Genomic DNA, 25,483 nt, shown 5'->3' on the forward strand with positions numbered 1-25,483 from the left:
GCCTTCCGCCCACCCAAAGGCCCCCAAAACAACCCCCGTCAACGCCCCCCCCCCCAAACAAACCCCCCCCCCCCCCCCCCCACCCCCCCCCCCCCCCCCACCTCCCCGCCCCCCCCCCCCCCCCACCCCCACACCACCGCCCCCGGCCCGGGGCGCGCCGCGGCCCCCGCGGCAATGATTGCCGCGCTCGATACTGCCGCCAACCCGTCGTCGGTCCATGCCGAAGGTCGTGCCGCACGGCGGCTGATCGAGAATGCAAGGCGCGATGTGGCGCTGCTGGTCAACGCCGGCGCCGAGCATGTCGTGTTCACCTCCGGTGCGACGGAAGCCGCCTCGACGCTGCTGACGCCGGATTGGCAGATGGGGCGCGGCACTGTCCGCATGAGCCGGCTCTATGTCTGCGAAGCCGATCATCCTTGTGTGCTGAACGGCGGGCGCTTTCCGGCAGCCCGGGTAACACGCATCGGCGTCGACGCCGACGGCATTGTCAGGCTGGACGCGCTGGCGGCGGCACTTGGCCGTCATGACAAGGCGGACGGCCTGCCGCTGGTGGCGATCCATGCCGCCAACAACGAGACCGGCGTCATCCAGCCGGTCGGGCGCATCGCCGAAATCGTCAAGGCGGCAGGCGGCATCCTGGTCGTCGACGCCGTGCAGGCAGCCGGTCGCATTCCGCTCGATATGTCAGCGGGTTATGCCGATTACTTGATTCTGTCTTCGCACAAGATCGGCGGCCCCATGGGCGTTGGCGCCATCGTCGCCGCCGCGGATCTGATGATGCCAAGGCCGTTGATCGCCGGCGGCGGCCAGGAAAAGGGTCATCGCGGCGGCACCGAAAACCTGGCCGCGATTGTCGGCTTTGGCGCAGCGGCGCGCGAGGCCCTGATCGGATTGAAGCGCATCGACGCCGTCGGCAGCCGCCGCGACGAGATCGAGGCGATCGTGAAAACGCTGGTGCCGGATGCGGAGATCTTCGGAACCGGCGCGCCGAGGCTTGCCAACACGACATTCTTCGCTATTGCGGGCATCAAGGCCGAGACGGCGCAGATCGCCTTCGACCTCGCCGGCGTGGCGCTGTCGGCCGGTTCCGCCTGTTCGTCGGGCAAGGTCGGCCCGAGCCATGTGCTGAAAGCCATGGGATACAATGACAGCCTTGGCGCTTTGCGCGTGTCCATCGGCCACGCAACGAGCGCGCACGACATCGAACTGTTCCGCACTGCGCTGGCCGGCATTGCCTCACGCCGCGCAGGCAGGGAAGAAGCCGCCTGAGCGCGGCAAACAAACGCAGGCTTTTTGGCCTGGTAGAGCCGTGCGTTTCATAGTGGCCGGGTGAATTCCCGGCAGGGACGCACTATATGGAACTTACGCCGCCTCGGGTGCCTCGCGGGTACTGGTTTCGCGGTGCCATAGTTTGAAAACTGCCGGGCCTTGACCCCGGCGTGGATGGAGAACGCTGATGCCTGCTGTGCAGGACACGATCGATCGGGTTCGAAAGATCGACGTCGACCAATACAAATACGGATTCCAGACCGAAATCGCGATGGACAAGGCCCCAAAGGGCCTGAGTGAAGACATTATCCGCTTCATTTCGGCGAAGAAGGACGAGCCGTCCTGGATGCTGGAATGGCGTCTGGAAGCGTATCGGCGCTGGGTGACCCTGGACGAGCCGAAATGGGCGCGCGTCCACTATCCAAAGATCGATTTCCAGGACCTCTACTATTATGCGGCGCCCAAGAGCACGCCAGGACCGACATCGCTGAGCGACGTCGACCCCGAACTGTTGAGGGTCTATGAAAAGCTCGGCATCCCGCTGAGGGAACAGGAGATCCTCGCCGGTGTGCAGAAGACCGACGCGTCGGAACTCGAGGAAGCCAGCGACAATGTCTACAAGTCGGGCCGCGTCGCCGTCGACGCCGTGTTCGATTCCGTGTCCGTCGTCACCACCTTCAAGAAGGAGCTGGCGCAGTCCGGCGTCATCTTCTGCTCGATCTCGGAAGCCATCCGCGAGCACCCGGATCTGGTGAAGAAGTATCTCGGCTCGGTCGTTCCGACTTCGGACAATTTCTACGCCACGCTGAATTCGGCGGTGTTCACCGACGGTTCTTTCGTCTTCGTGCCCAAGGGCGTGCGCTGCCCGATGGAACTGTCGACCTATTTCCGCATGAACGAGAAGAACACCGGCCAGTTCGAGCGCACGCTGATCATCGCCGAGGAAGGGGCCTACGTCTCCTATCTCGAAGGCTGCACGGCGCCGCAGCGCGACGAGAACCAGCTTCACGCTGCGGTTGTCGAACTGATCGCGCTCGACGATGCCGAGATCAAATACTCGACGGTGCAGAACTGGTACCCCGGCGACGCCGAAGGCAAGGGCGGCATCTACAATTTCGTCACCAAGCGCGGCGACTGCCGCGGCCACCGCTCGAAGATTTCGTGGACGCAGGTCGAGACCGGCTCGGCGATCACCTGGAAATATCCGAGCTGCATCCTGCGCGGCGACGATTCCAGCGGCGAGTTCTATTCGATCGCCGTGTCGAACGGTTTTCAGCAGGTCGATAGCGGCACCAAGATGATCCATCTCGGCAAGAACACGTCGAGCCGCATCATCTCCAAGGGCATCGCCGCCGGCTTCTCGCAGAACACCTATCGCGGCCAGGTCTCGGCGCACCGCAAGGCGACCAACGCCCGCAACTTCACCAACTGCGACTCGCTGCTGATCGGCGACCAGTGCGGCGCGCACACCGTGCCCTACATGGAAGCCAAGAACGCGACGGCACAGTTCGAGCATGAGGCGACGACGTCGAAGATTTCCGAGGACCAGAAATTCTACGTCATGCAGCGCGGCATTCCCGAAGAAGAGGCGATCGCGCTGATCGTCAACGGCTTCGTCAAGGACGTCATCCAGCAACTGCCGATGGAATTCGCGGTCGAGGCGCAGAAGCTGATTGGGATCAGCCTCGAGGGCTCGGTCGGCTGACCGGACCGAAAATTTTCAGGAAAAGAAAAAATGCTTGAAATCAGAAATTTGCATGCTCGCATCGTCGATGACGGCACCGAGATCATCCGCGGCCTGAACCTGACGGTGAAAGCCGGCGAGGTCGCCGCCATCATGGGGCCGAACGGCTCGGGAAAATCGACGCTGTCCTACATCCTCGCCGGCCGCGAGGATTATGAGGTGACCGAAGGCGACATCCTTTACAACGGCCAGTCGATCCTCGAGATGGACCCGGCCGAGCGCGCCACATCAGGCATTTTTCTCGCCTTCCAGTATCCAATGGAGATACCGGGTGTGGCGACGATGGAATTCCTGAAAGTGGCGATGAACGAGCAGCGCAAGGCGCGCGGCGAGGAGCCGCTGAAGATCCCGGAATTCCTGAAGCGCGTGAAGGACGCCGCTGCCTTGCTCGACATGGACATGGCGATGCTGAAGCGGCCGCTCAATGTCGGCTTTTCCGGCGGCGAGAAGAAGCGCGCCGAGATCCTGCAGATGAAGCTTCTGGAGCCAAAACTCTGTGTGCTCGACGAAACCGATTCCGGCCTCGATATCGATGCGCTGAAGATCGTTTCGGAAGGCGTCAACGCGTTGCGCGCGCCGGACCGCGCCATCGTCATCATCACCCACTACCAGCGCCTGCTTCAGTACATCGTGCCGGATAGTGTGCACGTGCTGTACAGAGGCCAGGTGGTCAAGTCGGGCGACAAGTCGCTGGCGCTCGACCTCGAGGCCAACGGCTATGCCGGCGTGATCGGCCAAGCTGCGTGAGATGCCAGAAGGCCAAGAAGGCAAGCCAAACAAGGCGAGACCGATGAATATACATACGACACCCCAGCGAACGCCGGCCGAAACGGCGCTGATCGACGCCTTTAGCGACCGGCTGTCGTTGCTGCCCGGCGACGGCACGGTGATGCTGAAGCGCGACGACGCCATCGAGGCGATCAAGAGCGGTCTGCCGACGCGGCGCATCGAATCCTGGCACTACACCGACCTGCGCCGCCTGTTGACTTCGGTTCCGGATTTCGATCCCGCAGCCGCCCCAAAAGCCATTGCGCCTGTTGTCGAAGGGTCCGCTGTTCTGCCGGTGCTGAACGGCGTGTCGAGCGCGAAACTGCCTGAAATCGAGGGCATCGCCGTGCAGCGCCTGTCGGAGAAGCTGACCGACGGCAGCATCGCGCCGGGCCTTGATCCCTATGGCGCCGACGACGCCATCGGCGCGCTCAATATGGCTTTCGTGGCCGACGGCTATTTTGTCGACATCGCCGACGGTACCGAACTGGACAAGCCGATCGAATTGCAGAACCTGCAGGCCGGCGGCCAGACGCATGTGCGCCTCAGCGTCCGCGTCGGCGCTGGCGCCAAGGCCGTGATCGTCGAGCGCCAGGCGGGCGAGGGCGCCGCACTCGTCAGTTCGGTCAGCCAGCTTCTGCTTGACGAGGGCGCCGAGGTGACCTGGCTGATCGTGCAGGAGCAGCCGGATACGGCGACGCATCTTGCCCAGTTCAAGGCGCATCTCGGCAAGAATGCGAAGCTGACGCTGTTCGTGATGAATGCCGGCGGCAAGCTGGTGCGCCAGGAGATCGTGGTCAGGACGACCGGCGAAGGTGCCGATTTCACGCTGCGCGGCATCAACCTGCTGGCCGGTGACACCCATACCGACGTGACCATGGTGCTCGACCATGCGGTGCCGCATACGGCTTCGACGGAAGTGATCCGCAACGTGGTGACGGGACGAGCGCGCGGCGTCTTCCAGGGGCGCATCAACGTCCACCAATACGCGCAGAAGACCAACGCCAAGATGGCCTGCAACACGCTGCTCTTGTCGGATGACGGCGAGTTCTCGACCAAGCCTGAGCTCGAAATCTTCGCCGACGACGTCGTTTGCGGCCACGGCGCCACCGTCACCGAGATCGATCATAGCCACTTGTTCTACCTGATGGCGCGCGGCATCGACGAGAAGTCGGCCCGTGGCCTGCTGGTCAAGGCGTTCGTCGCCGAGGTGATCGAGGAACTCGACGACGAGGCGATCGTCGAGGCGCTGGAAACGAGGCTCGACGGCTGGTTCGCGGCGCACGGGTGAGGCGATTGGGTTCGCTTCGGCGAACACCCCTCATCCGTCTTGGCGCTGCGCGCCAATCCACCTTCTCCCACAAGGGGAGAAGGTTAGGCGATCTTCCTTCTCCCCTTGTGGGAGAAGGTGGCCGAGCGAAGCTCGGTCGGATGAGGGGTGGCGACAGAATGAGGCGATGAATTGGTGATGGACCAGAAAGTCGAAAACATTCCCTACGACGTCGAGGCGATCCGTCGCGACTTTCCGATCCTGTCGCGGGAAGTCTACGGCAAACCGCTGGTCTATCTCGACAATGGCGCCTCGGCGCAGAAGCCGCAGGCCGTGCTCGACGCCATCCAGCACGCCTACGCCCAGGAATACGCCAACGTCCATCGCGGGCTGCATTTCCTGTCGAACGCCTCGACAGATGCCTTTGAGAACGCGCGCAAGATAGTGCAGAGATTTCTCAACGCGCCAAGCACCGACAACATCGTCTTCACCTCGAACACGACCGCGGCGATCAACACCGTCGCTTATGGCTTCGGCATGCCCAATATCGGCGAGGGCGACGAGATCGTCCTGTCGATCATGGAGCACCATTCCAACATCGTGCCGTGGCATTTCATCCGCGAGCGCCAGGGCGCGAAGCTGGTCTGGGTGCCGATCGACGATCTCGGCGTCTTCCACATCGAGGAGTTCGAGAAGCGGCTGAGCGACCGCACAAAACTGGTCGCCATCACGCACATGTCGAACGCGCTGGGCACGGTGACGCCGATCAAGGAGATCGTCCGCATCGCGCATGCGCGCGGCATTCCGGTGCTGGTCGACGGCAGCCAGAGCGCCGTGCACATGCCGATCGACGTCCAGGATCTCGACTGCGATTTCTTCGTCTTCACCGGCCACAAGGTCTATGGGCCCTCTGGCATCGGCGTGCTCTACGGCAAGAAGGACTTGCTCGAGCGCATGCGCCCGTTCATGGGCGGCGGCGAGATGATCGAGGAGGTGACGCAAGACATCGTCACCTACAACGATCCGCCGCACCGCTTCGAGGCCGGCACGCCGCCGATCGTCCAGGCGATCGGGCTGGGCGCGGCGCTCGAATACATGGAAAAGATCGGCCGCGAGCGCATCGCCGCCCACGAGGCGGATCTGAAGGATTATGCCCATCAGCGGCTGCGCGCCATCAATTCGCTGCGCATCTTCGGCGACGCGCCGGACAAGGGCGCCATCATCTCCTTCGAGCTGCAGGGCATTCATGCCCACGACGTGTCGATGGTGATCGATAGGCAAGGCGTCGCCGTCCGTGCCGGCACCCATTGCGCCCAGCCGCTGTTGAAACGTTTTGGCGTAACCTCCACATGCAGGGCATCGTTCGGCATGTATAACACCAGGGCCGAAGTCGACGCTTTGGCCGATGCGCTCGAAAAAGCGCGAAAGTTCTTCGGGTGACGATCATGGATGATGCAGGCCACACCGCTGAGACCACGTCGGAAACGGCAGCCAATGAGGTGGTTTCCACCTCGGCCATTCCCGCCGACGAACTGGCGCGGCTGACCGACGACATCGTTTCGGCGCTGAAGACGGTCTACGACCCGGAAATCCCGGCCGACATCTATGAGCTCGGCCTGATCTACAAGATCGACATCGAGGACGACCGCTCGGTCAAGATCGACATGACCCTGACCGCGCCGGGCTGCCCGGTGGCCGGCGAAATGCCGGGCTGGGTGGAAAATGCCGTCGGCGCCGTCGAAGGCGTGTCCGGCGTCGAGGTCAACATGACCTTCGATCCGCCCTGGTCGCCCGACCGCATGTCGGAAGAGGCGCAGGTCGCGGTGGGCTGGTATTGAGGCGCACTTGCGCCAGGCAGAAAACTTCACCATTTTAGGTGAAGACTCATTCCGCAGGCCTTGAACCTGCGCGAACGCGGAGAAAAAGAATGGGACGCTTCGCCGTCATCACGATGACCGAAAAGGCTGCCGATCGGGTTCGCGAGATCGTCGCGACCCGTGAGAATGCGCATGGCATTCGCCTTGGCATCAAGAAGGGCGGCTGCGCCGGCATGGAATATACGGTCGACCTGGTGACCGAGCCCAACACCAAGGACGATCATATCGAGCGCGACGGCGCCCATGTCTATGTCGCACCTGAGGCAGCGCTTTTCCTGTTCGGCACCGAGATGGATTTCGAGCAGACGACGCTGCGCACCGGCTTCACCTTCCGCAACCCGAACCAGAGCTCGGCCTGCGGCTGCGGCGAATCGGTGGAGCTCAAGCCGGCCGATCTGAAGGCCTTGGCCGAGGCGCGCGCGTCGGCCTGATCTCCCTTCGCCCCGTGTCCCCCTCATCCGGCCCTTCGGGCCACCTTCTCCCCGCTGGGGAGAAGAGGCTTGCATCAACGCGGGCGACCTCCTCTCCCCTCGGGGAGAGGTCGGATTGCCCCGAATTGCCCTTCGCAATTCGGTTGGCAATCCGGGTGAGGGGGCACTTACCCACGTGCGATTGCCCTGCCGTAAACGGGGCGAAGAAATGCTAATCCACCCACATTCCCGTCCGTTTGTGCCAGTCTGCGATCGATTCCTCGGGATAGACGTCGAAGACCTTGTCGCCCTTGCCGATTTCGGGCTCGACCCAGTTCGCCTTGTATTTCAGCATGAGGTGCACCTTTTCAGGCGGTTTCGGCAGGTCTGTGTCGATCGCCGAGGCGAAGGGGTGGACCAGTTCCGGCCAGGTCCGGTCATAGAGCCACAGTGCCGAACCACATTTTTTGCAGAAATTCCGCTCGCCTGACGAGATCTCGCATTGCGGATGCTCGTCGTCCTCGATCTCGGCCTGGTAGACGCCAAGATGGCGCTTGCCCTTGATTTTCAGCGTCTCGAAATCGGCACCGAGATTGATGGCAAAGCCACCGCCGCCCTGCTGCTTGCGGCAGATCGAGCAGTAGCACAGCATGAACGGCACCGGCGTGTGGCTTTCCACCTCGAAGCGGACGGCATTGCACCGGCAGGACCCTTTGAGCAGAAGCGGCATGAAAAACTCCGACGAAATTGGCTTTCAACTTGTCAGGATGGTGCCGGCTGCGGCGATGACAAGGGGAAATCCGGGTGACATGATCGCGGCATGGACAATGAACGCATTACCGAACTTTTCGAAGGCCTCGGACCGGTCAGCATTCGCAAGATGTTCGGCGGCAAGGGCATCTATTTCGACGGCGTGATCGTCGCCATCGTCATTCGTGACGAATTGATGCTGAAAGCCGATGCGGAAAGCGCGCCCGAATTCGAGGCGGCCGGCTGCCGGCAATGGACCTATACGGGGTCGCGGCACGGCAAGCTGGTGTCGATGCCGTATTGGAGCGTTCCCGACAGCGCCTTCGACGATCCGGATGAGATGGCGGCCTGGGCACGCCTGGCCTATGAGGCGGGGCTGCGGGCCGGCAAGTAGCTGTGTCCGCTAGCCGCTCAGTTTAAGATAATCGTTTCAGGTCGGCGCTGCCCCTCACCCTTACCCTCTCCCCGTGAAGGACGGGGAGAGGGGGTCGCCGGCGTCGCGGCCAAGCCCCTTCTCCCCGTCCTTGACGGGGAGAAGGTCCCGGCAGGGGGTTGAGGGGCGGCGCCACATCCAGGATTTCATGCCAGGTCGCGCGCCTCGGGCACCAATGCCAGCGCCTCGGCAAAGATAGCGCTCGTGAAGGTGGCGCTCTCGACGGCGAGCATTGCTGCGGCAACGCCTTCGCGCAGCGCTGCGCCCAGCGTTAGGCCGCGCAGCAGGGCGGCCATCGTCGCGCCCGCCAGCGCATCGGCGGCGCCGGTCGCATCCGCCGGCTTTTGTGACGTAGGCGGAGAGATCGAAAACGCGTCGGTTTCGTCGAAACCGAGCACTGGACCGTCGCCAGCGGTGACCACGCCGCCTCTGAGGCCCGCACGCCTCAGGCCGTCGATGATATCTTGCTCCGCAGCGTCGATACCGACAGCGGCGAGCGCGCCGGCCTCGCGCCGGTCCATGAAGGCCAGCGCCAGACTGCCCAGCACCGGCGCGAGCCGCGCCGCCTTGTCTGGTGAAGCGGCGAGGGCGAAGACAGGCTTGCCGGCGGCAAGCTCCACCAGCCGCTCGAGCGCCGCCGACGGCAGGTTTGCGTCGCAAAGGACTGCATCGGCGGTGCTGATTGCCTCGCGCACCTTGGCACGGCGGATCTGCTTGGCAAGCGCCAGATCGTAGAGCGCCATGTCGGCGAGGCCGGCGATCAGCGCGCCGTCGCCGTCGATCAGCACTGTGTTGCTCGGCGTCGTGCGATCGAGGAACACCACGGACAGATCGGCAATGCCGGCTGCAGCAATGGCGCGTGAAACCGTATCGGCCAGAACATCGCCGCCGCGTACCGAAAGCAGCGAGCCGGAGACGCCGCGGCGCACCGCGCAGCGCAGCGCATTGAAGACGGCGCCGCCGACTTCCTCGCGCATCGTGCCGGGGTTCGACGCCGCCGGCACGAAGGCGCCCGAAACCTGGCCGCGCCGCTCGATATAGGCGCCGCCTACTGCCAGGATCGTCGGCGACTTCATCATGCCCGGTGAGATGACCTTTGCTGCTGCCGGGAGGAGATTAGGTTGTCCGGCGGAACCCGGCAACCGGAGGCGCGATTCGGAAGATGCCTTGCAGAATCCTGCGGGTGAAGCCGGGATGCATCCTGGGTGAAAACACGAAACAAAAAAAGAACAAATCCGGATATTGTTGGTTTTTCAATCGGTTGTATCCCCTTGCCAATCGAGAACAAAAAAGGTACAAATTGATAGGGATTACGGATTGTCCGGCCTTCATTGACGACCAAGGGGTGATGTATCATGGCTCAGAATTCTTTGCGGCTTGTAGAGGACAAAACGGTGGACAAATCAAAGGCTCTGGATGCGGCGCTGTCGCAAATCGAGCGTGCCTTCGGCAAGGGCTCGATCATGCGGCTCGGCGCAAACGAGCAGGTCGTCGAGATCGAAACGGTGCCGACCGGTTCGCTTGGCCTCGACATCGCGCTCGGCGTCGGCGGCCTGCCGCGCGGCCGCATCATCGAGATCTACGGGCCGGAAAGCTCGGGCAAGACGACGCTGGCGCTGCACACTGTGGCGGAGGCCCAGAAGAAGGGCGGCATCTGCGCCTTCGTCGATGCCGAGCACGCGCTCGACCCGGTCTATGCCCGCAAGCTCGGCGTCGACCTCGAAAACCTCTTGATCTCGCAGCCCGATACCGGCGAGCAGGCGCTGGAGATCTGCGACACGCTGGTGCGTTCCGGCGCCATCGACGTGCTGGTGGTCGATTCGGTCGCGGCGCTGACGCCGCGCGCCGAAATCGAAGGCGAGATGGGCGATTCGCTGCCCGGCCTGCAGGCCCGCCTGATGAGCCAGGCGCTGCGCAAGCTGACCGCCTCGATCTCGCGCTCCAACACCATGGTCATCTTCATCAACCAGATCCGCATGAAGATCGGCGTCATGTTCGGTTCGCCCGAGACCACGACCGGCGGCAACGCGCTGAAATTCTACGCTTCGGTGCGCCTCGACATTCGCCGCATCGGCTCGGTCAAGGACCGCGACGAGGTCGTCGGCAACCAGACCCGCGTCAAGGTGGTCAAGAACAAGCTGGCGCCGCCCTTCAAGGTGGTCGAGTTCGATATCATGTATGGCGAGGGCGTGTCCAAGACCGGCGAGCTGGTCGACCTCGGCGTCAAGGCCGGCGTGGTCGAAAAGTCGGGCGCCTGGTTCTCCTACAATTCGCAGCGTCTCGGCCAGGGCCGCGAGAATGCAAAACTGTTCCTGCGCGACAATCCCGATACGGCGCGCGAAATCGAATTGGCACTACGGCAGAATGCCGGGCTGATTGCGGAAAAGTTCCTCGAGAATGGTGGTTCCGAAGGCGGAGACGATGGTTTCGAGGACGAAGCCGGCGCCATGTAGGCTTCGGCAGTGGCCGGAGTTTGGCCATGATTCCCGCGCATCAGCTCCAGCCTGTGTAATCGAGTCCTGTATTGTTGCGTTCGAACCGCCGGCCTAGCGCCGGCGGTTTGCGTTTCAGCGGTGGCGCCGAGATGACCGGCAAGCCGGCAACGAGATGACCGGCAGGCCGGCAACGAGATGACCGGCAAGCCCCGCAAATTGGCCCAATTCCGTGTTTCTGGACAGGGTGCAACGCGGCGGCTAAAAGGCCATGTCCATTTGCCGTCGGCCGCGCCGGCGGCTCTCTCTAAAAGCTAAAAGGCAGTATTCATGAGTGGCGTGAACGAGATCCGGTCGACATTCCTCGACTATTTCCGCAAGGAGGGTCACGAGGTCGTCGCGTCGAGCCCGCTGGTGCCGCGCAATGACCCGACACTGATGTTCACCAATGCCGGCATGGTGCAGTTCAAGAACGTTTTCACCGGCCTGGAAAAGCGACCCTATTCGCGTGCCACGACGGCTCAGAAGAGTGTTCGCGCCGGCGGCAAGCACAACGACCTCGACAATGTCGGCTACACCGCGCGCCACCTGACCTTCTTCGAGATGCTCGGTAATTTCTCGTTCGGCGACTATTTCAAGGAGCGCGCCATCGAGCTTGCCTGGAACCTGATCACCAGGGAGTTCGGGCTGAAGAAGGACAAGCTGCTGGTCACGGTCTATCATACCGACGACGAGGCTGCCGGCTACTGGAAGAAGATCGCCGGCTTTTCCGACGATCGCATCATCCGCATTCCGACCTCGGACAATTTCTGGGCGATGGGCGACACCGGACCTTGCGGTCCGTGCTCGGAGATCTTCATCGACCGTGGCGAGCACATCTGGGGCGGCCCTCCCGGCAGCCCCGAGGAGGATGGCGACCGTTTCCTCGAATTCTGGAACCTGGTGTTCATGCAGTATGAACAGGTGACGAAGGATGAGCGCATCGACCTGCCGCGCCCGTCGATCGACACCGGAATGGGCCTGGAGCGCATGGCCTCCATTCTGCAAGGGGTCGAGAGCGTCTTCGAGACCGACCTGTTCCGTCACCTGATCGAGGCCGCGTCATCCGCGCTCGGCCGCGGTCCGGATGCCGACACCGTCGGATCGTTCCGCGTCATCGCCGACCATCTGCGTTCGTCCTGCTTTCTGGTGGCCGACGGCGTTCTGCCGTCCAATGAGGGCCGCGGCTACGTGCTGCGTCGCATCATGCGCCGCGCCATGCGCCACGCGCAGCTTTTGGGCGCCGGTGATCCGCTGATGTGGCAGCTGGTGCCGGCGCTGGTGCGCGAGATGGGCCAGGCCTATCCGGAAATGGTGCGCGGCGAACAGATGATCACCGAGACGCTTAAGCTTGAAGAAACCCGTTTCCGCAAGACGCTGGTGCGCGGCTTGGGCCTGCTTTCGGAGGCGACGGAAAAGCTGGGTGCCGGCGACATGCTGGATGGCGAGACCGCCTTCAAGCTCTACGACACCTATGGCTTTCCGCTCGATCTGACGCAGGACGCGCTGCGTCAGCGCAACATCTCGGTCGATCTTGCCGGCTTTACCAATGCGATGGAGCAGCAGAAGGCCGAGGCGCGCAAGAGCTGGGCTGGTTCCGGCGAGGCGGCGACCGAAACAGTGTGGTTCCCGGTGCGCGAGAAGCATGGCGCCACCGAGTTCCTCGGCTACGAGACCGAGCAGGCGGAAGGCCTCATCCAGGCGCTGGTCAGGGACGGCAAGATCGTCGACAGCGCCGCCAACGGCGAGGCGGTTGCCGTGGTCGTCAACCAGACGCCGTTCTATGGCGAATCCGGCGGCCAGGTGGGTGATACCGGCGTCATTTCAGGCGAAGGGTTCTCAATCGAGATCTCCGATACGCAGAAGAAGGCCGACGGGCTTTTCGTGCATCTCGGCAAGGTGGCCGATGGCACGGTCGACACGGGCGCGACCGTCGAGCTGAAGGTCGACCATGCGCGCCGCTCCAGGCTGCGCGCGAACCATTCCGCGACGCATCTGATCCACGAAGCGCTGCGCGAGGTGCTCGGCACCCACGTCGCGCAGAAGGGCTCACTGGTCGCGCCCGAGCGTCTGCGCTTCGACATTTCGCACAACAAGCCGATCTCGCCTGACGAGATCGAAGAGGTCGAGCGGATGGCGAACGAGATCGTCGTCCAGAATAGTCCGGTCACCACGCGGCTGATGTCGGTTGACGATGCCATCGCCGAAGGCGCCATGGCGCTGTTCGGCGAAAAGTATGGCGACGAGGTGCGCGTCGTTTCGATGGGCACGGGCTTGCATGGCGCCAGGGCCAACCGGCCTTATTCGGTCGAGCTATGCGGCGGCACCCATGTCAGGGCGACCGGCGACATCGGTCTGGTGCGCATCGTGTCGGACAGTGCAGTCGCTGCCGGCGTGCGCCGCATCGAGGCGTTGACCGGCGAGGCGGCCAGAAAGCATCTCGACGAGCAGGACAAGCGGCTGAAGGCGGTCGCGGCGGCGCTGAAGATTTCGCCGGCCGACGTGCCGGCGCGCGTCGAGGCCCTGCTCGACGAGCGCAAGAAGCTCGAGAAGGAACTGACCGAAGCGCGCAAGAAACTGGCGCTGGGCGACCGCTCGCCAGCCGGCGTGCCTGCCGAGAACGAGACCATTGCCGGTGTCGGTTTTCTCGGCAAGGCGGTATCGGGTGTCGCGCCGAAGGATTTGAAGCCGTTGGCCGATGCCGGCAAGAAGTCGCTCGGCTCCGGCGTCGTCGTCTTCGTCGGCGCCGGCGAGGACAACAAGGCCAGCGTCGTGGTCGGCGTCACCGACGACCTGACCGGCCGCTTCAGCGCTGTCGATCTGGTGCGTGTGGCGTCCGCGGCATTGGGCGGGCAGGGCGGCGGCGGTCGGCCTGACATGGCCCAGGCCGGCGGCCCGGACGCCTCAAGGGCCGAAGACGCGATCGCTGCGGTGAAAGCGGCCCTGGAGGCGGCTTGATCGGGTCTTGCCTTCTCCCCTTGTGGGAGAAGGTGGATTGGCGCGCAGCGCCAAGACGGATGAGGGGTGCTGGCCGGAGCGCTTTGGTGCCAAGCTGGAACACCCCTCATCCGACCTCGCTTCGCGAGGCCACCTTCTCCCACAAGGGGGAGAAGGGGAGCGCCGCACCAGCGGGCAGGCACGGGCCCCTGCTGTCACCCGGCCTTCCCGGTCTTCGCAAAACTCTCCCGTCCGGCGATGCGAGCCCACCAGTCCCGAATATCGGCGAACTCCGCCAGCAGGTTTTGTCCCTCAGTGACCTTGACGAAATAGCCGATGATGGGTGCTGCATGCAGGTCGGCCAGCGTCAGTTGCTCGCCCAGCAGCCACGGCCCGGCGGCTTTCAGTGAGGTGAGTGCGCGAAGCACTGTCGCCGCCTGCAGAAGCCCATTGGCGATCAAAGCCTCGTCAGGCGCCGTTTTCTCCAGTCGCTCGACGGCGACATCCCAGACCATGGCCCGATAGGCATAGGCGTCGAGCATGCCGATGATCTGGTTCATACGTGCGCGAGATCGGGCTTCGGCCGGTTGCAACGTGGGGCCTTCGAAGGCTTCGTCGACATAGCGGGCGATCGCGCTGGTCTCGAAGAGGCGGAACCCGTCATGCTCGAAGGCCGGGATGCGGCCGAACGGCTGATGGTCGAGATACCAGCCCGGAATGCCGTCCGCCGCAAAGATGTCGACCGGCACGAGTTCGTAGCCGATGCCTTTTTCCTCGAGTGCGAGGCGGACGATGCGCACATAGACGCTGTAGTCCGCCCCGTAGACGACGGGCCTGCTCACAACGCTGGTCAGGCCATCGCCTTCTGCAGATTCTCATCGATCTTGTCGAGGAAGCCGGTGGTCGAAAGCCATGGCTGGTCGGGACCGATCAGCAGCGACAGATCCTTGGTCATGAAGCCGGCTTCGACGGTCTGGATGCAGACTTTTTCCAGCGTCTCGGCAAAACGCATCAGCTCGGCATTGTCGTCGAGTTTGGCGCGGTGCGCCAGGCCGCGCGTCCAGGCGAAAATCGAGGCGATCGAATTGGTCGAGGTTTCCTCGCCCTTCTGGTGCTGCCGATAATGACGGGTGACGGTGCCGTGCGCCGCCTCTGCCTCCACCGTCTTGCCGTCTGGCGTCATCAGCACCGAGGTCATCAGGCCGAGCGACCCAAAACCTTGCGCCACGGTGTCCGACTGAACGTCGCCATCATAGTTCTTGCAGGCCCAGATATAGCCGCCCGACCATTTCAGGCTGGAGGCAACCATGTCGTCGATCAGCCGGTGCTCGTACCAGAGCTTCTTGGCTTTGAACTCGGCTTCGAACTCTGCCTCGTAGACTTCCTGGAAAATGTCCTTGAAGCGGCCGTCATAGGCCTTGAGGATGGTGTTCTTGGTCGAGAGGTAGACCGGGTAGTTGCGCAGCAGGCCGTAATTGAGCGAGGCGCGGGCGAATTCGCGGATCGAGTCGTCGAGATTGTACATGGCCATGGCGACGCCGGCGGCCGGCGCATCGAACACGTCATGCTCGATCACCTTGCCGTCCTCGCCGACGAACTTGATCGTCAGCTTGCCCTTGCCGGGGAAGCGGAAGTCGGTGGCGCGGTACTGGTCGCCGAAGGCATGACGGCCGACGATGATCGGCTTGGTCCAGCCGGGCACCAGCCGCGGCACGTTCTTCATGATGATCGGCTCGCGAAAGATGGTGCCGCCGAGGATGTTGCGGATGGTGCCGTTCGGCGACTTCCACATCTTCTTCAGCCCGAATTCCTCGACACGCTGCTCGTCGGGGGTGATCGTCGCGCATTTCACGCCGACGCCATGCTTCTTGATGGCATTGGCCGAATCGATGGTCACCTGGTCGTTGGTGGCGTCGCGGTGCTCAACGCTGAGGTCGTAATATTCAAGCTTGAGGTCGAGATAGGGGTGGATCAGCTTGTCCTTGATGAACTGCCAGATGATGCGGGTCATCTCGTCGCCGTCGAGTTCGACGACCGGGTTCGCCACCTTGATCTTCGCCATGGAAAGAATGCCTCATTGTTGGGGATCGGAACGGCCTTGCCCGCATGGCTTTGGCCGGGGATGCGGCCCGTATATCAAAGCATTTTTGGCCGCGCAAACGGCGATCCGCCCCAGCGGGCTCGCCCCTGGCATCGGGCGTTGCCTGCCAAAGCTTCATTTTCGCGGCCGGATATGGCAGGGGACGCTGAAATGCCGCAAACAGCAGTTCATTGAGACAATGCAAGCCAGCAACGACATCTTTCCTGCCACCGGCCCGGCGATCATCCTGGTCGAGCCGCAACTCGGCGAGAATATCGGCATGGTCGCGCGCGCCATGGCGAATTTCGGTCTGTCCGAGCTGCGCCTCGTTAATCCGCGCGACGGCTGGCCGAGCGAAAAGGCGCGCGCTGCCGCGAGCCGCGCCGACCACGTCATCGATGCCGCTGGAGTATATGACGATCTGGCCTCGGCGGTCGCCGACCTGAACTTCGTCTTCGCCACCACGGCGCGCGCGCGCGACAATTTCAAGCCGGTGCGCGGACCGGTCGAGGCGGGCAGGGCGCTGAGAGCGCGCCAGCGATCCGGACAGCGCACTGGCATCCTGTTCGGCCGCGAGCGGTTCGGGCTCTACAATGACGAGGTCGGCCTCGCCGACGAGATCGTCACCTTCCCGGTCGATCCCGCCTTCTCCTCGCTCAACATCGCCCAGGCCGCCTTGCTGATGTCCTATGAGTGGATGAAGTCGGGCCTGGAAGACGAGACCAAAACCAATTTTTCCAGTCCCGACATGATGCCGGCGACCAAGGAAAAGTTGCACGGCCTGTTCGCCTATCTGGAAGGGGCGCTCGAAGCGCGCGGCTATTTCCGCCCGGCGGCGAAGAAGCCGAAAATGGTCGACAACCTGCGCGCGGTGCTGACGCGCGCCGGCTTCGCCGAGCCGGAGCTCAAGGTGCTGCGCGGCATAATATCATCGCTGGACAGGTTTTCGCCGGCCATGCCGCGCGGCGACGGATCGCCGGGCGATGATCCAAGGCGGCTTCCGGCAGCGGCCCGCGCCGCCAAGGCGGCAGACAAGGACCAGGCCTGAGAGACAGGGCTTTAGCCGTAACCGAATGTTATTTGCTGTGGTCCATCATCCCAAAAATGATGGATCAGGATTTGTGACCATCTTCCCGCCGCGGGCCCGCAGCCTTCTCCGCCTTCTCCTGTAGACGATGACAATGACCGATCCTTCAAGCGCCCGCCCGATCCTGATGTTCGATTCCGGCATCGGCGGCCTGACCGTGCTGCGCGAAGCGCGGGTGCTGATGCCCGACCGCCGCTTCGTCTATGTCGCCGACGACGCGGCTTTCCCTTACGGGGCTTGGGAGGAAGCGGCACTGAGGGCACATGTTCTGGAGCTGTTCGGCAAGCTGCTCGACCGTTTTTCGCCGGCCATTTCGGTCATCGCCTGCAACACCGCCTCGACTCTGGTCATCGATGCGCTGCGCGAAAGATTTCCCGGTCATCCTTTCGTCGGCACGGTGCCGGCGATCAAGCCGGCAGCGGAACGCACGCGCTCCGGGCTGGTTTCGGTGCTGGCGACGCCCGGCACCGTCAAGCGCCAGTATACCCGCGACCTGATCGGCAAATGGGCGCAGAAATGCCATGTCCGCCTGGTTGGCAGCGATAGTCTGGCGGGACTGGCCGAAGTCTATATGCGCGATGGCTTTGTCGATGAAGAGGCGGTGCGTGCCGAGATCGCGCCGTGCTTCGTCGAACATGACGAATTGCGGACCGACATCGTCGTGCTTGCCTGCACCCACTATCCCTTTCTGGCCAATCGCATGCGCAAGACGGCACCCTGGCCGGTCGATTGGCTCGATCCCGCCGAGGCGATCGCACGGCGGGCGCTCTCGCTGCTCGCGCATGCCGAGGCCAGCCACCGCGGCGAGGCGTTGCCGGAAGGCGCCGACCTTGCTGTCTTCACCTCGAATCGGGTCGATTTCCCGACTCGCCGCCTGATGCAGGGGTTTGGGCTGGCGATTTCCTGATATCTGGGAACATCACCACGACCGCTGCGTTTTTCCCGCATCGCAAGACGGGAGAAACGATCATGCCAGCCACTTCAAAAGCCCAGCAGAAAGCCGCCGGCGCGGCATTGTCCGCCAAGCGTGGCGAAACCAAGAAGAGCGAGCTGAAAGGCGCTTCGAAGGGAATGTACAAGTCGATGAGCGAAAAGCAGCTCGAGGAGTTCGCCGAGACCAAGCGCAAGGGCCTGCCGGAGAAGAAATCGAAACACTAGCCGCTTGTCCCACCCGCAGGACAGGTCCCATGATTGGATAGCCGCGGTCCCGCACACAGCGCGCGGGGATACCGCGGCGTATCGGCTGCCATCATCGACGCCTACCGCGACCTTGACACCAGTCAAATCTCCGTCTAATCAGCCCCCAACGCCGGGCCGCAACGTCCGGTGGTTTCTTTATGTGCAATGACGTGTCCCGTGGGTTTTCCGCCGCGTTGCGTGGGAGAACCCTGTCAGGTCTCGAAAACGGGGGCCAGAGGAGGGCGCGTTTCCTTCACCCGGACCATGAGGTGCCGGGTGTGTCTTTTTGAAAGGGAATGCGATGAGCAAGCGCGAATCCGCGAAATACAAGATCGACCGCCGTCTCGGCGAAAACATCTGGGGCCGCCCGAAGTCCCCGGTCAACAAGCGCGAATACGGTCCTGGCCAGCACGGCCAGCGCCGCAAGGGCAAGCTTTCCGATTTCGGGCTGCAGCTGCGTGCCAAGCAGAAGCTGAAGGGTCACTACGGCGACGTGTCGGAAAAGCAGTTCCGCAAGGTCTATGAAGAGGCGAACCGCCGCAAGGGCGACACCTCGGAGAACCTGATCGGCCTGCTCGAGTCGCGTCTCGACGCGGTCGTCTACCGCGCCAAGTTCGTGCCGACCATTTTTGCCGCTCGCCAGTTCGTCAATCACGGCCACATCAATGTCAATGGCAAGCGCGTCAACATCGGCTCGTACCGCTGCAAGCCGGGCGATGTCATCGAAGTGCGCGAAAAGTCGAAGCAGCTGGTGATCGTCCTGGAATCGGTAGGCCTGGCTGAGCGCGACGTGCCTGATTACATCGAGGTCGATCATAACAAGATGACGGCGTCCTTCGGGCGCATCCCCGGCCTGTCGGATGTTCCCTTCGCCGTGCAGATGGAACCGAACCTGGTCGTCGAATTCTATTCGCGCTGATCGATTTTTTTCATCTGCGACATCATCGAAGGCCGCCCTCGAGGCGGCCTTTTCTTTGCGGTTCCGAAAATCGATTTCGATTTGCGGGCCGATGCGCTACTCCGGGCAGCAACAAGGATTTTTGGGGCCGCCGCGCCATGAACATGCTGCCAGAAACAATCGAACCGATCACTGACGCCGCACGCGGCTTTCATCCGCTGTTTGCCGATGTGCCGTCCTCCGTCGAATTCAACAAGCTGCGCAAGCGGCTGCTGCGTCTCGCCCGTCAGGCGATCGACGATTTTTCGATGGTCAGGCCCGGCGAACGCTGGCTGGTCGCCCTGTCTGGCGGCAAGGATTCCTACGGCCTGCTTGCGTTGCTGCTCGACCTCAAATGGCGCGGGCTGCTGCCGGTCGACCTGCTGGCCTGCAATCTCGACCAGGGCCAGCCGAACTTTCCAAAGCACATTCTGCCCGATTATCTCAACACATACGCCATTGCGCACCGCATCGAATATCAGGACACCTATTCGGTGGTGACCGACAAGCTTCCCCAGGGCAGCACCTATTGTTCGCTGTGCTCGCGGCTCAGGCGCGGCCATCTCTACCGCATCGCGCGCGAGGAGGGCTGCTCGGCTTTGGTGCTTGGCCACCACCGCGAAGACATTCTCGAGACCTTTTTCATGAACCTGTTGCATGGCGGGCGCCTCGCCGCCATGCCGGCAAAACTGCTCAACGACGACGGCGACGTCATGGTGCTGCGGCCGCTTGCCTATTGCGCCGAGGCCGATCTCGAAAAATTCGCCGGCGCCATGAAGTTCCCGATCATCCCGTGCGATTTGTGCGGCAGCCAGGACGGCTTGCAGCGCAATGCGATGAAGGCGATGCTCGACGACCTGGAAAAGCGCATGCCCGGCCGCAAGGACACGATGATCCACGCCATGACCAATGTGCGGCCCTCGCATCTGCTCGACAGAAAGCTGTTCGATTTCGCCGCACTCAACGAAACCCTGACCGCAAGGCAAGACATTCCCGATGACATTTGACGATACCGCGATCGACTGGCTCGCCACGCTTCTGTCCGACGCTGCCATTGCCGAGATCATGCCGCGCTTTCGCCGGCTGGATGAGGGCGACGTCCGCCAGAAGACCTCGGCAGCCGATCTGGTGACGGAGGCCGATGTGAGTGCCGAGCGGCTCATCACCGTCAGGCTGCGTGAGCGCTACCCGCAGGCGATGATCGTCGGCGAGGAAGCCTGCTCCGACGACCCGGCGCTGCTCCAGGGCCTCGGCGAAGCCGATCTCGCCTTCGTCATCGATCCCGTCGACGGCACTTTCAATTTCGCCTCAGGCGTGCCGCTGTTCGGCGTCATGCTCGGCGTCGTCGTGAAGGGCGAGACCGTCGCCGGCATCATTCACGATCCCATCGGCAAGGACTGGCTGATCGGCGCCAGCGGTGCTGGCAGCCACATACGGCATGCGCATGGCACTTTGGAGAAGGTGCATGTCGCCGAGCCTGCGCCGATCTCGCAAATGACCGGCGCGGTTTCCTGGCAATACATGCCCGAGCCGGAACGGTCACGGCTGGCGCGCAACCAGACGAAATGCTTGTCGCAATTCGGCTATCGCTGCGCGGCCCACGAATACCGCCTGCTGGCGAGCGGCCACGCCCACTTCGTCGTCTACAACAAGCTGATGCCGTGGGATCATCTGGCCGGTGTGCTGATCCATGCCGAGGCCGGTGGTTACGCCGCGCGTTTCGACGGCAGCACCTATCGGCCGTCGCATGTCGGCGGTGGCCTTCTTGTCGCACCGGACGAAGCAAGCTGGCGCGAACTGCGCCGGGAACTCTGGGCGGAATAGGCCGTTTGGGATCGATCCGATTCGGGCCATGCCCGGCCGATCCGATTTTTGGGATCATGCGCTAATGCGGCGGTCAAACGCGACGCGCTTTAGGCGGAGCTGACGCCCAGGTTTCCGCTATGGCGACTACCGCGGCATTGATGGGTCCGCTCGGGATCGTCGGCATCACCGACGCGTCGACGATGAAGACGTTGTCGAAGCCGTTCAGCCGCAAATCCGGGTCGACGACTGCGTCGGCATCACCGCCCATCCTGCACGTGCCGGCAGGATGATGATGTGTGGAGGCAGCGCTGGCGATGAAAGCATCAAGCTCGTCGTCCGACTGCACCTGTGATCCCGGCAGGACTTCCACATCGCGCCACTCGTCGAGCGCTCGATGATGGCCAATCGCGCGCGCCGTCTTCAGCGCTATCCGGAAAACGGCCCGGTCATGTTCGGTTTCGAGATAATGCGGATCGATGATCGGTGCATCGTTTCGGCCCGGCCCGCCCGGTGCGATGCGCCCACGACTGGTCGGCTGGGTGACGCCGCATAGTATCGTGAAAGCCGAGCCGTAGGGTGGTGCATTCAAGCCCACTGCGGCCGATGGAGCAACGACGCAGGCGAGTACGATATCGGGGCTTCCCGTCGAACGGGTCGGGTCGCTGCCGTGCAGGTACATCAGCGATTCCGAGTGCTGCAGGCGCGACGGGGGCAGCGGCTTTTTCGTGCTGTAGACGTTCCCAAGGGCCAGCAGATGGTCCTGCAGATTGCGGCCGACATCGCGCCGGTCGGCACGACAGCGAATCCCCGCCCGCTTCAGCGTATCCGGATCGCCGATGCCCGATCGCATGAGGATGAGCGGCGACGACACCGCGCCTGCACAAAGAACGATCCTGTCGGCGGAGATCGTCATGCTCTCCCCATCGCACACGACAGCCACACTCGTGGCCCGCTGGCCTTCCAGCACGAGGTGATCGACCTCGTGAGCGGTGAGCAGAGCGAGGTTCGGTCGCACCATGACCTCCGGCGGCAGGTAGGCGTCGGCGACGCTCAGGCGCTTGCCGGCGCGGATGTTCAGCGAATTAGGGCTCGTGCCGGCGAGGTCGCCGCTATTGTGGTCGGTCAGGGCGGGGATCCCCATGGCCTGTCCAGCGGCTATATAGGCGCGGACGACGGGGCTGACCTCCGCATCCGGCAGATAGACGTCCAACGGTCCGCAGCGGCCGCGCGACGGCGCATCGAACGCGGTGAAAGCTTCGCTGCGGACGAAGCCCGGCAACAAGCCCGAAAAGGACCAGCGCTCGCCGCCTGCTACTGCCCAGGGCTGGAAATCATCGGGATAGCCACGCACATAGGCCATGGCATGCAGGCAGCTAGAACCGCCGACGATCTTTCCGCGCGGCCATTCGTGGACGCGGTTTGCGGTAAAGGGTTGCGGCACCGTCCGATAAGCCCAGTCATAGGCGCGGCCCTGCAGCATCGTCCATTTCAACGGGTCGGCGATATCGGGATCGGACGGCATGACCCCGGCTTCGATCAAGCCGACCTGGCACGCGCTGTCCTCGCTTAACCGGCTAGCCACCACCGAGCCGGCAGATCCGGCGCCGACGATCAGCACGTCGAAATGACGCATCAATTTGAAAGTTCCCGCGAGCAGGCTGTCTGGCTAGAAAGCGAGACGCTCATGCCGCAAAAGCGCCGGCATTCGACCGTTCCGTGATTCGTCTTTGCACGGATAGCAAATGCGCGCGCATGGCCGCTTCGGCTGCTTCGGGGTCGCGTTTCGAGATCGCTTCGGCGATCAGACGATGTTCGCCGTCGCGCTCGGCGATCCGCTTAGGGCAGGTGGGCGCTGCGGTCCGTGCGACCTTGACCCGCGCATCGACCCCGACCTGGCGCAGCATCTTGTAGAATTCGGCGGCAAGATGGTTGCGGGCGGCAGCGACGATGGCGGAATGAAAAGCGAAATCGACCGCGCCAGACGAGGCATTCTCCGGCGTGGTTGCCGCATCGATGATCCGGGCCGTCTCGAACGAGGAGGCGCGCAGCGATGCCAGCCGGGCGAGGCCCGGTTCCATGAGCAGGCGCAACTCCAGAACCTCGATGGGGTTGGTTACCCTGACAAGTTCTTCGCCATATCGGGGCAGGGCGGTCGGCGCACGCCTGGCGCGCGTCGGTTTCAAATCACCTGATTGGCGCAGCATCTCGAGCGCCTTGCGAAGCTGATGACGTTTCACGTTGAGATGTTCGGCAAGGTCACGCTCGGAAGGAAGCTTGCCGCCGCCCTGCTGCAACTGGCGGACCGCTGCGATGATGTCGTCGAGGTCCGAAGATACGACCTGCGGCTCGAATGCGCTCAAAACCAAATCTCCTGTCTGATCGGCAGCGGTCGACTCGACGTCCCGATATCAAGTTGTGACACGGAATCGATGAGAACGGCACTCAACCAACTCAACCAATCTACATCTGCGCCCGGTGGTTGACAACACCAGTTGCGCGATGGTTGAGTACCGCAGTTGTTTCTTTGACGGCTCATATCTCGGCGGGGCCGTCTTCTCCTGAGGACAGTGCATGCCGTTTGGGGAAACATTCGACTATGTCATTGTCGGAGCCGGGTCGGCCGGCTGCGTGCTTGCAAACCGCCTGAGCGAAGATCCTGATGTTTCCGTGCTGCTCCTGGAAGCTGGCGACTGGGATCGCGATCCGATGATCCACATCCCGCTCGGCTGGGGTAAGATCCTGACCGAACGCCGTCACGACTGGATGTATTTCTGCGAGCCCGAGGCCAATGTCGGCGGACGCAAGGTCGAATGTGCGCGCGGCAAGGTCATCGGCGGCTCCTCCTCCACCAACGCCATGGCCTATGTGCGCGGCAATCGCGGCGATTACGATCGCTGGGCGGCCAGCGGTCTCACCGATTGGTCATTCGACAAGGTGCTGCCCTATTTCAAGAAGCAGGAGCGCTGGGAAAAGGGCGAGAGCGACTATCGCGGCGGCAGCGGGCCGTTGAACACGCAGTTCTGCCGCTACAAGGACGAACTGATCGATGCCTTCGCTACGGCGAGCCGGGATGCCGGATACCCCCAGACCGACGATTACAATGGCCCGGTGCAGGAAGGCTTTGGTCGCCTGCAGATGACGATCGCAAACGGTCGCCGCTGCTCGACCGCGTCGGCCTATCTGCGTCCCGTCATGCGCCGCAGCAATGTCAAGGTGCTGACCGGCGCGATGGCGACGCGGATCGTGCTGAAGGATGGGCGAGCGACCGGCATCGCCTATACCAGGGGCGGCGCGACCCACCAGGTGCTGGCGCGGCATGAGGTCGTGCTTGCCGGCGGCGTCATCAACACGCCGCAGTTGCTGATGCTGTCGGGGATCGGCGATAGCGGCGAGCTCGCCGCGCATGGTATCGAGACGAAAGTAGACCGTTCGCAGGTCGGCAAGAACCTGCAGGACCATGTCTCGGTCATTCTGATGTATCGGCGCAAGCAGCCGGGGCCGTTCCACAAGATGATGCGGGCCGATCGTATCGGGCTGGATTTCGTCAAGACCTATTTTACCGGAAAGGGCTTTTCGGGAGATGTGCCCGGCGGGGTCGTGGCGTTTCTGAAGAGCGATGCAAGCCGGCCGTTGCCGGATGTTCAGCTGCTTTTCACGGCTGCGCCGCTTGCCGCATGGCCTTACATGCCGCCATTCAAGGCGCCCTTCGCCGATGGCTTTGCGACCCGCATCGTCGCCGTCCAGCCGAAGAGCAGGGGGAGCGTGGAACTGGCGTCGAACGACCCGTTGGCTGCGCCGCTGATCCACCAGAATTTCCTGTCATCGCCGCACGACTGGCAGTCGCTTCGCGCCGGCTTCCGCGTCGCGCGCAACCTCGCTGCACAACCGTCGATGACGCCGTTCATCGCCTCGGAGTTCTTTCCGGGCTCACAATGCCAGAGCGACGATGAGATCGATGAGCATATTCGCAACACCTCGATCACTGTGCATCATCCGGCCGGCACCTGCCGCATGGGTGTCGACGCGGAGTCGGTGGTCGACCCGCAACTACGGGTGCGCGGCGTTGCCGGCCTTCGCGCGGTGGATGCTTCCGTGATGCCGGATCTCGTTTGCGGCAACATCAATGCGGCGGTCATCATGATCGCCGAAAAGGCCTCGGACCTGATCCGCGGCCGTGCTGAACAAAGCATGGCCGCCTGATTGCTGTCGCCCGGGTTCAACCAAGTTCCTTTGGTTGAAAACAAAATTCGAGTTGGTTGGGCTGCCGAGCGATTGCCACGGCCGCAATGGTACGATCCGCCGGCCATTTTCTCGCATCTTTTCGACTTTCTTGCCCCTTTTGGGGCCATTCGGCCTCCATAGAAGCACTCAACCAAAAATTTTTAAAATTCTCAGTTTTGGGATTGTCCAGAAAAACCAATCCGAATACGGTTGAGTTGGTTAAACGCATTTTCTTCGTGAAGAG

At 63.0% G+C, this 25,483-nt stretch carries 24 protein-coding genes; 17 read left to right on the forward strand and 7 right to left on the reverse strand.

Translation table 11 applies throughout. The features are described 5' to 3' along the window. Window positions 1-174 precede the first annotated feature (174 nt). The 7 genes from AC0L2V_RS04495 (at window position 175) to sufA (ending at window position 7,359) form a co-directional block, all read left to right on the forward strand. On the forward strand, window positions 175-1,269 hold the full coding sequence (locus AC0L2V_RS04495; RefSeq protein ID WP_473519554.1) for a cysteine desulfurase family protein: 1,095 nt from the start codon (window positions 175-177) through the stop codon (window positions 1,267-1,269). A gap of 187 nt (window positions 1,270-1,456) precedes the next feature. Then, on the forward strand, window positions 1,457-2,974 hold the full coding sequence (sufB, locus tag AC0L2V_RS04500; RefSeq protein WP_473519555.1) for a Fe-S cluster assembly protein SufB: 1,518 nt from the start codon (window positions 1,457-1,459) through the stop codon (window positions 2,972-2,974). Between the two features lie 30 nt (window positions 2,975-3,004). Then, window positions 3,005-3,760, forward strand: coding sequence for a Fe-S cluster assembly ATPase SufC (gene sufC / locus AC0L2V_RS04505; RefSeq protein ID WP_023798289.1), 756 nt, complete (start codon window positions 3,005-3,007; stop codon window positions 3,758-3,760). Window positions 3,761-3,803: 43 nt separating this feature from the next. Continuing rightward, window positions 3,804-5,072 (forward strand): Fe-S cluster assembly protein SufD, encoded by a 1,269-nt coding sequence (gene sufD / locus AC0L2V_RS04510; RefSeq protein ID WP_473519556.1) that lies wholly within the window; start codon window positions 3,804-3,806, stop codon window positions 5,070-5,072. A 177-nt stretch (window positions 5,073-5,249) separates the two neighbouring features. After that, window positions 5,250-6,491, forward strand: a complete 1,242-nt coding sequence (locus tag AC0L2V_RS04515; RefSeq protein ID WP_473519557.1) for a cysteine desulfurase — start codon at window positions 5,250-5,252, stop codon at window positions 6,489-6,491. Window positions 6,492-6,496: 5 nt separating this feature from the next. Further along, entirely contained in the window at window positions 6,497-6,889 is a 393-nt protein-coding gene (locus tag AC0L2V_RS04520) for an SUF system Fe-S cluster assembly protein (protein ID WP_473519558.1), read from the forward strand. An 89-nt stretch (window positions 6,890-6,978) separates the two neighbouring features. Further along, window positions 6,979-7,359, forward strand: coding sequence for a Fe-S cluster assembly scaffold SufA (gene sufA, locus AC0L2V_RS04525; RefSeq protein WP_006206001.1), 381 nt, complete (start codon window positions 6,979-6,981; stop codon window positions 7,357-7,359). Between the two features lie 211 nt (window positions 7,360-7,570). On the opposite strand, the gene AC0L2V_RS04530 is transcribed toward sufA, so the two are convergent. Further along, complete coding sequence (locus AC0L2V_RS04530) at window positions 7,571-8,068, reverse strand: GFA family protein (protein ID WP_473519559.1); 498 nt, start codon at window positions 8,066-8,068, stop codon at window positions 7,571-7,573. A 90-nt stretch (window positions 8,069-8,158) separates the two neighbouring features. On the opposite strand from AC0L2V_RS04530, the gene AC0L2V_RS04535 reads away from it, so the two are divergent. Then, on the forward strand, window positions 8,159-8,482 hold the full coding sequence (locus AC0L2V_RS04535; protein WP_473519560.1) for a TfoX/Sxy family protein: 324 nt from the start codon (window positions 8,159-8,161) through the stop codon (window positions 8,480-8,482). 185 nt (window positions 8,483-8,667) lie between these two features. Here AC0L2V_RS04535 and AC0L2V_RS04540 read toward each other — a convergent pair whose 3' ends face one another. Next, window positions 8,668-9,600 (reverse strand): carbohydrate kinase family protein, encoded by a 933-nt coding sequence (locus AC0L2V_RS04540; protein WP_473519561.1) that lies wholly within the window; start codon window positions 9,598-9,600, stop codon window positions 8,668-8,670. A 276-nt stretch (window positions 9,601-9,876) separates the two neighbouring features. On the opposite strand from AC0L2V_RS04540, the gene recA reads away from it, so the two are divergent. After that, window positions 9,877-10,974: a recombinase RecA gene (gene recA, locus AC0L2V_RS04545; protein WP_023798282.1), complete on the forward strand. Its 1,098-nt coding sequence runs from the start codon at window positions 9,877-9,879 to the stop codon at window positions 10,972-10,974. A 309-nt stretch (window positions 10,975-11,283) separates the two neighbouring features. Beyond that, window positions 11,284-13,950, forward strand: a complete 2,667-nt coding sequence (gene alaS / locus AC0L2V_RS04550) for an alanine--tRNA ligase (RefSeq protein ID WP_473519562.1) — start codon at window positions 11,284-11,286, stop codon at window positions 13,948-13,950. Window positions 13,951-14,144: 194 nt separating this feature from the next. Here the strand turns inward: alaS and AC0L2V_RS04555 are convergent, their stop codons facing one another. Together AC0L2V_RS04555 and AC0L2V_RS04560 are read right to left on the reverse strand one after the other, a co-directional pair. After that, window positions 14,145-14,771 (reverse strand): glutathione S-transferase family protein, encoded by a 627-nt coding sequence (locus AC0L2V_RS04555; RefSeq protein ID WP_473519563.1) that lies wholly within the window; start codon window positions 14,769-14,771, stop codon window positions 14,145-14,147. Window positions 14,772-14,779: 8 nt separating this feature from the next. Next, complete coding sequence (locus AC0L2V_RS04560; RefSeq protein WP_023798280.1) at window positions 14,780-15,991, reverse strand: NADP-dependent isocitrate dehydrogenase; 1,212 nt, start codon at window positions 15,989-15,991, stop codon at window positions 14,780-14,782. 217 nt (window positions 15,992-16,208) lie between these two features. Between AC0L2V_RS04560 and AC0L2V_RS04565 the strand changes: the two genes are divergently transcribed. The 6 genes from AC0L2V_RS04565 (at window position 16,209) to AC0L2V_RS04590 (ending at window position 21,036) form a co-directional block, all read left to right on the forward strand. Next, window positions 16,209-17,057: an RNA methyltransferase gene (locus tag AC0L2V_RS04565; RefSeq protein WP_473519564.1), complete on the forward strand. Its 849-nt coding sequence runs from the start codon at window positions 16,209-16,211 to the stop codon at window positions 17,055-17,057. A gap of 133 nt (window positions 17,058-17,190) precedes the next feature. Next, window positions 17,191-18,003: a glutamate racemase gene (gene murI / locus AC0L2V_RS04570; protein ID WP_473519565.1), complete on the forward strand. Its 813-nt coding sequence runs from the start codon at window positions 17,191-17,193 to the stop codon at window positions 18,001-18,003. Between the two features lie 62 nt (window positions 18,004-18,065). Further along, window positions 18,066-18,254, forward strand: a complete 189-nt coding sequence (locus tag AC0L2V_RS04575) for a DUF3008 family protein (RefSeq protein WP_023717374.1) — start codon at window positions 18,066-18,068, stop codon at window positions 18,252-18,254. Between the two features lie 322 nt (window positions 18,255-18,576). Continuing rightward, on the forward strand, window positions 18,577-19,194 hold the full coding sequence (gene rpsD / locus AC0L2V_RS04580; RefSeq protein WP_023798277.1) for a 30S ribosomal protein S4: 618 nt from the start codon (window positions 18,577-18,579) through the stop codon (window positions 19,192-19,194). 137 nt (window positions 19,195-19,331) lie between these two features. Next, a complete protein-coding gene (gene ttcA / locus AC0L2V_RS04585) occupies window positions 19,332-20,219 on the forward strand; it encodes a tRNA 2-thiocytidine(32) synthetase TtcA (RefSeq protein ID WP_473494228.1) in 888 nt (295 codons plus the stop codon). Then, on the forward strand, window positions 20,209-21,036 hold the full coding sequence (locus tag AC0L2V_RS04590) for an inositol monophosphatase family protein (protein WP_287138000.1): 828 nt from the start codon (window positions 20,209-20,211) through the stop codon (window positions 21,034-21,036). The genes ttcA and AC0L2V_RS04590 overlap by 11 nt, the downstream gene beginning before the upstream one ends. 73 nt (window positions 21,037-21,109) lie before the next feature. Here the strand turns inward: AC0L2V_RS04590 and AC0L2V_RS04595 are convergent, their stop codons facing one another. Next, window positions 21,110-22,654 (reverse strand): GMC family oxidoreductase, encoded by a 1,545-nt coding sequence (locus AC0L2V_RS04595; protein WP_473519566.1) that lies wholly within the window; start codon window positions 22,652-22,654, stop codon window positions 21,110-21,112. 46 nt (window positions 22,655-22,700) lie between these two features. After that, window positions 22,701-23,378, reverse strand: coding sequence for a FadR/GntR family transcriptional regulator (locus AC0L2V_RS04600; RefSeq protein ID WP_091591403.1), 678 nt, complete (start codon window positions 23,376-23,378; stop codon window positions 22,701-22,703). Window positions 23,379-23,589: 211 nt separating this feature from the next. Here AC0L2V_RS04600 and AC0L2V_RS04605 point away from each other — a divergent pair, with 211 nt between their 5' ends. Further along, on the forward strand, window positions 23,590-25,218 hold the full coding sequence (locus AC0L2V_RS04605) for a GMC family oxidoreductase (protein ID WP_473519567.1): 1,629 nt from the start codon (window positions 23,590-23,592) through the stop codon (window positions 25,216-25,218). Between the two features lie 16 nt (window positions 25,219-25,234). Here the strand turns inward: AC0L2V_RS04605 and AC0L2V_RS04610 are convergent, their stop codons facing one another. Next, on the reverse strand, window positions 25,235-25,468 hold the full coding sequence (locus tag AC0L2V_RS04610; RefSeq protein ID WP_287259644.1) for a hypothetical protein: 234 nt from the start codon (window positions 25,466-25,468) through the stop codon (window positions 25,235-25,237). Window positions 25,469-25,483 lie beyond the last annotated feature (15 nt).

This window comes from Mesorhizobium sp. WSM4814 (assembly GCF_055811595.1).

Coding starts and splice junctions, on each gene's coding strand:
- recA (WP_023798282.1), top strand. CDS start 9,877: ATGGCTCAGAATTCTTTGCGGCTTGTAGAGGACAAAACGGTGGACAAA.
- AC0L2V_RS04590 (WP_287138000.1), top strand. CDS start 20,209: ATGACATTTGACGATACCGCGATCGACTGGCTCGCCACGCTTCTGTCC.
- AC0L2V_RS04520 (WP_473519558.1), top strand. CDS start 6,497: ATGGATGATGCAGGCCACACCGCTGAGACCACGTCGGAAACGGCAGCC.
- rpsD (WP_023798277.1), top strand. CDS start 18,577: ATGAGCAAGCGCGAATCCGCGAAATACAAGATCGACCGCCGTCTCGGC.
- alaS (WP_473519562.1), top strand. CDS start 11,284: ATGAGTGGCGTGAACGAGATCCGGTCGACATTCCTCGACTATTTCCGC.
- AC0L2V_RS04530 (WP_473519559.1), bottom strand. CDS start 8,068: ATGCCGCTTCTGCTCAAAGGGTCCTGCCGGTGCAATGCCGTCCGCTTC.
- ttcA (WP_473494228.1), top strand. CDS start 19,332: ATGAACATGCTGCCAGAAACAATCGAACCGATCACTGACGCCGCACGC.
- murI (WP_473519565.1), top strand. CDS start 17,191: ATGACCGATCCTTCAAGCGCCCGCCCGATCCTGATGTTCGATTCCGGC.
- sufD (WP_473519556.1), top strand. CDS start 3,804: ATGAATATACATACGACACCCCAGCGAACGCCGGCCGAAACGGCGCTG.
- AC0L2V_RS04535 (WP_473519560.1), top strand. CDS start 8,159: ATGGACAATGAACGCATTACCGAACTTTTCGAAGGCCTCGGACCGGTC.
- AC0L2V_RS04540 (WP_473519561.1), bottom strand. CDS start 9,600: ATGATGAAGTCGCCGACGATCCTGGCAGTAGGCGGCGCCTATATCGAG.
- AC0L2V_RS04515 (WP_473519557.1), top strand. CDS start 5,250: ATGGACCAGAAAGTCGAAAACATTCCCTACGACGTCGAGGCGATCCGT.
- sufA (WP_006206001.1), top strand. CDS start 6,979: ATGGGACGCTTCGCCGTCATCACGATGACCGAAAAGGCTGCCGATCGG.
- AC0L2V_RS04565 (WP_473519564.1), top strand. CDS start 16,209: ATGCAAGCCAGCAACGACATCTTTCCTGCCACCGGCCCGGCGATCATC.
- AC0L2V_RS04560 (WP_023798280.1), bottom strand. CDS start 15,991: ATGGCGAAGATCAAGGTGGCGAACCCGGTCGTCGAACTCGACGGCGAC.
- AC0L2V_RS04605 (WP_473519567.1), top strand. CDS start 23,590: ATGCCGTTTGGGGAAACATTCGACTATGTCATTGTCGGAGCCGGGTCG.
- sufB (WP_473519555.1), top strand. CDS start 1,457: ATGCCTGCTGTGCAGGACACGATCGATCGGGTTCGAAAGATCGACGTC.
- AC0L2V_RS04575 (WP_023717374.1), top strand. CDS start 18,066: ATGCCAGCCACTTCAAAAGCCCAGCAGAAAGCCGCCGGCGCGGCATTG.
- AC0L2V_RS04610 (WP_287259644.1), bottom strand. CDS start 25,468: ATGCGTTTAACCAACTCAACCGTATTCGGATTGGTTTTTCTGGACAAT.
- AC0L2V_RS04495 (WP_473519554.1), top strand. CDS start 175: ATGATTGCCGCGCTCGATACTGCCGCCAACCCGTCGTCGGTCCATGCC.
- sufC (WP_023798289.1), top strand. CDS start 3,005: ATGCTTGAAATCAGAAATTTGCATGCTCGCATCGTCGATGACGGCACC.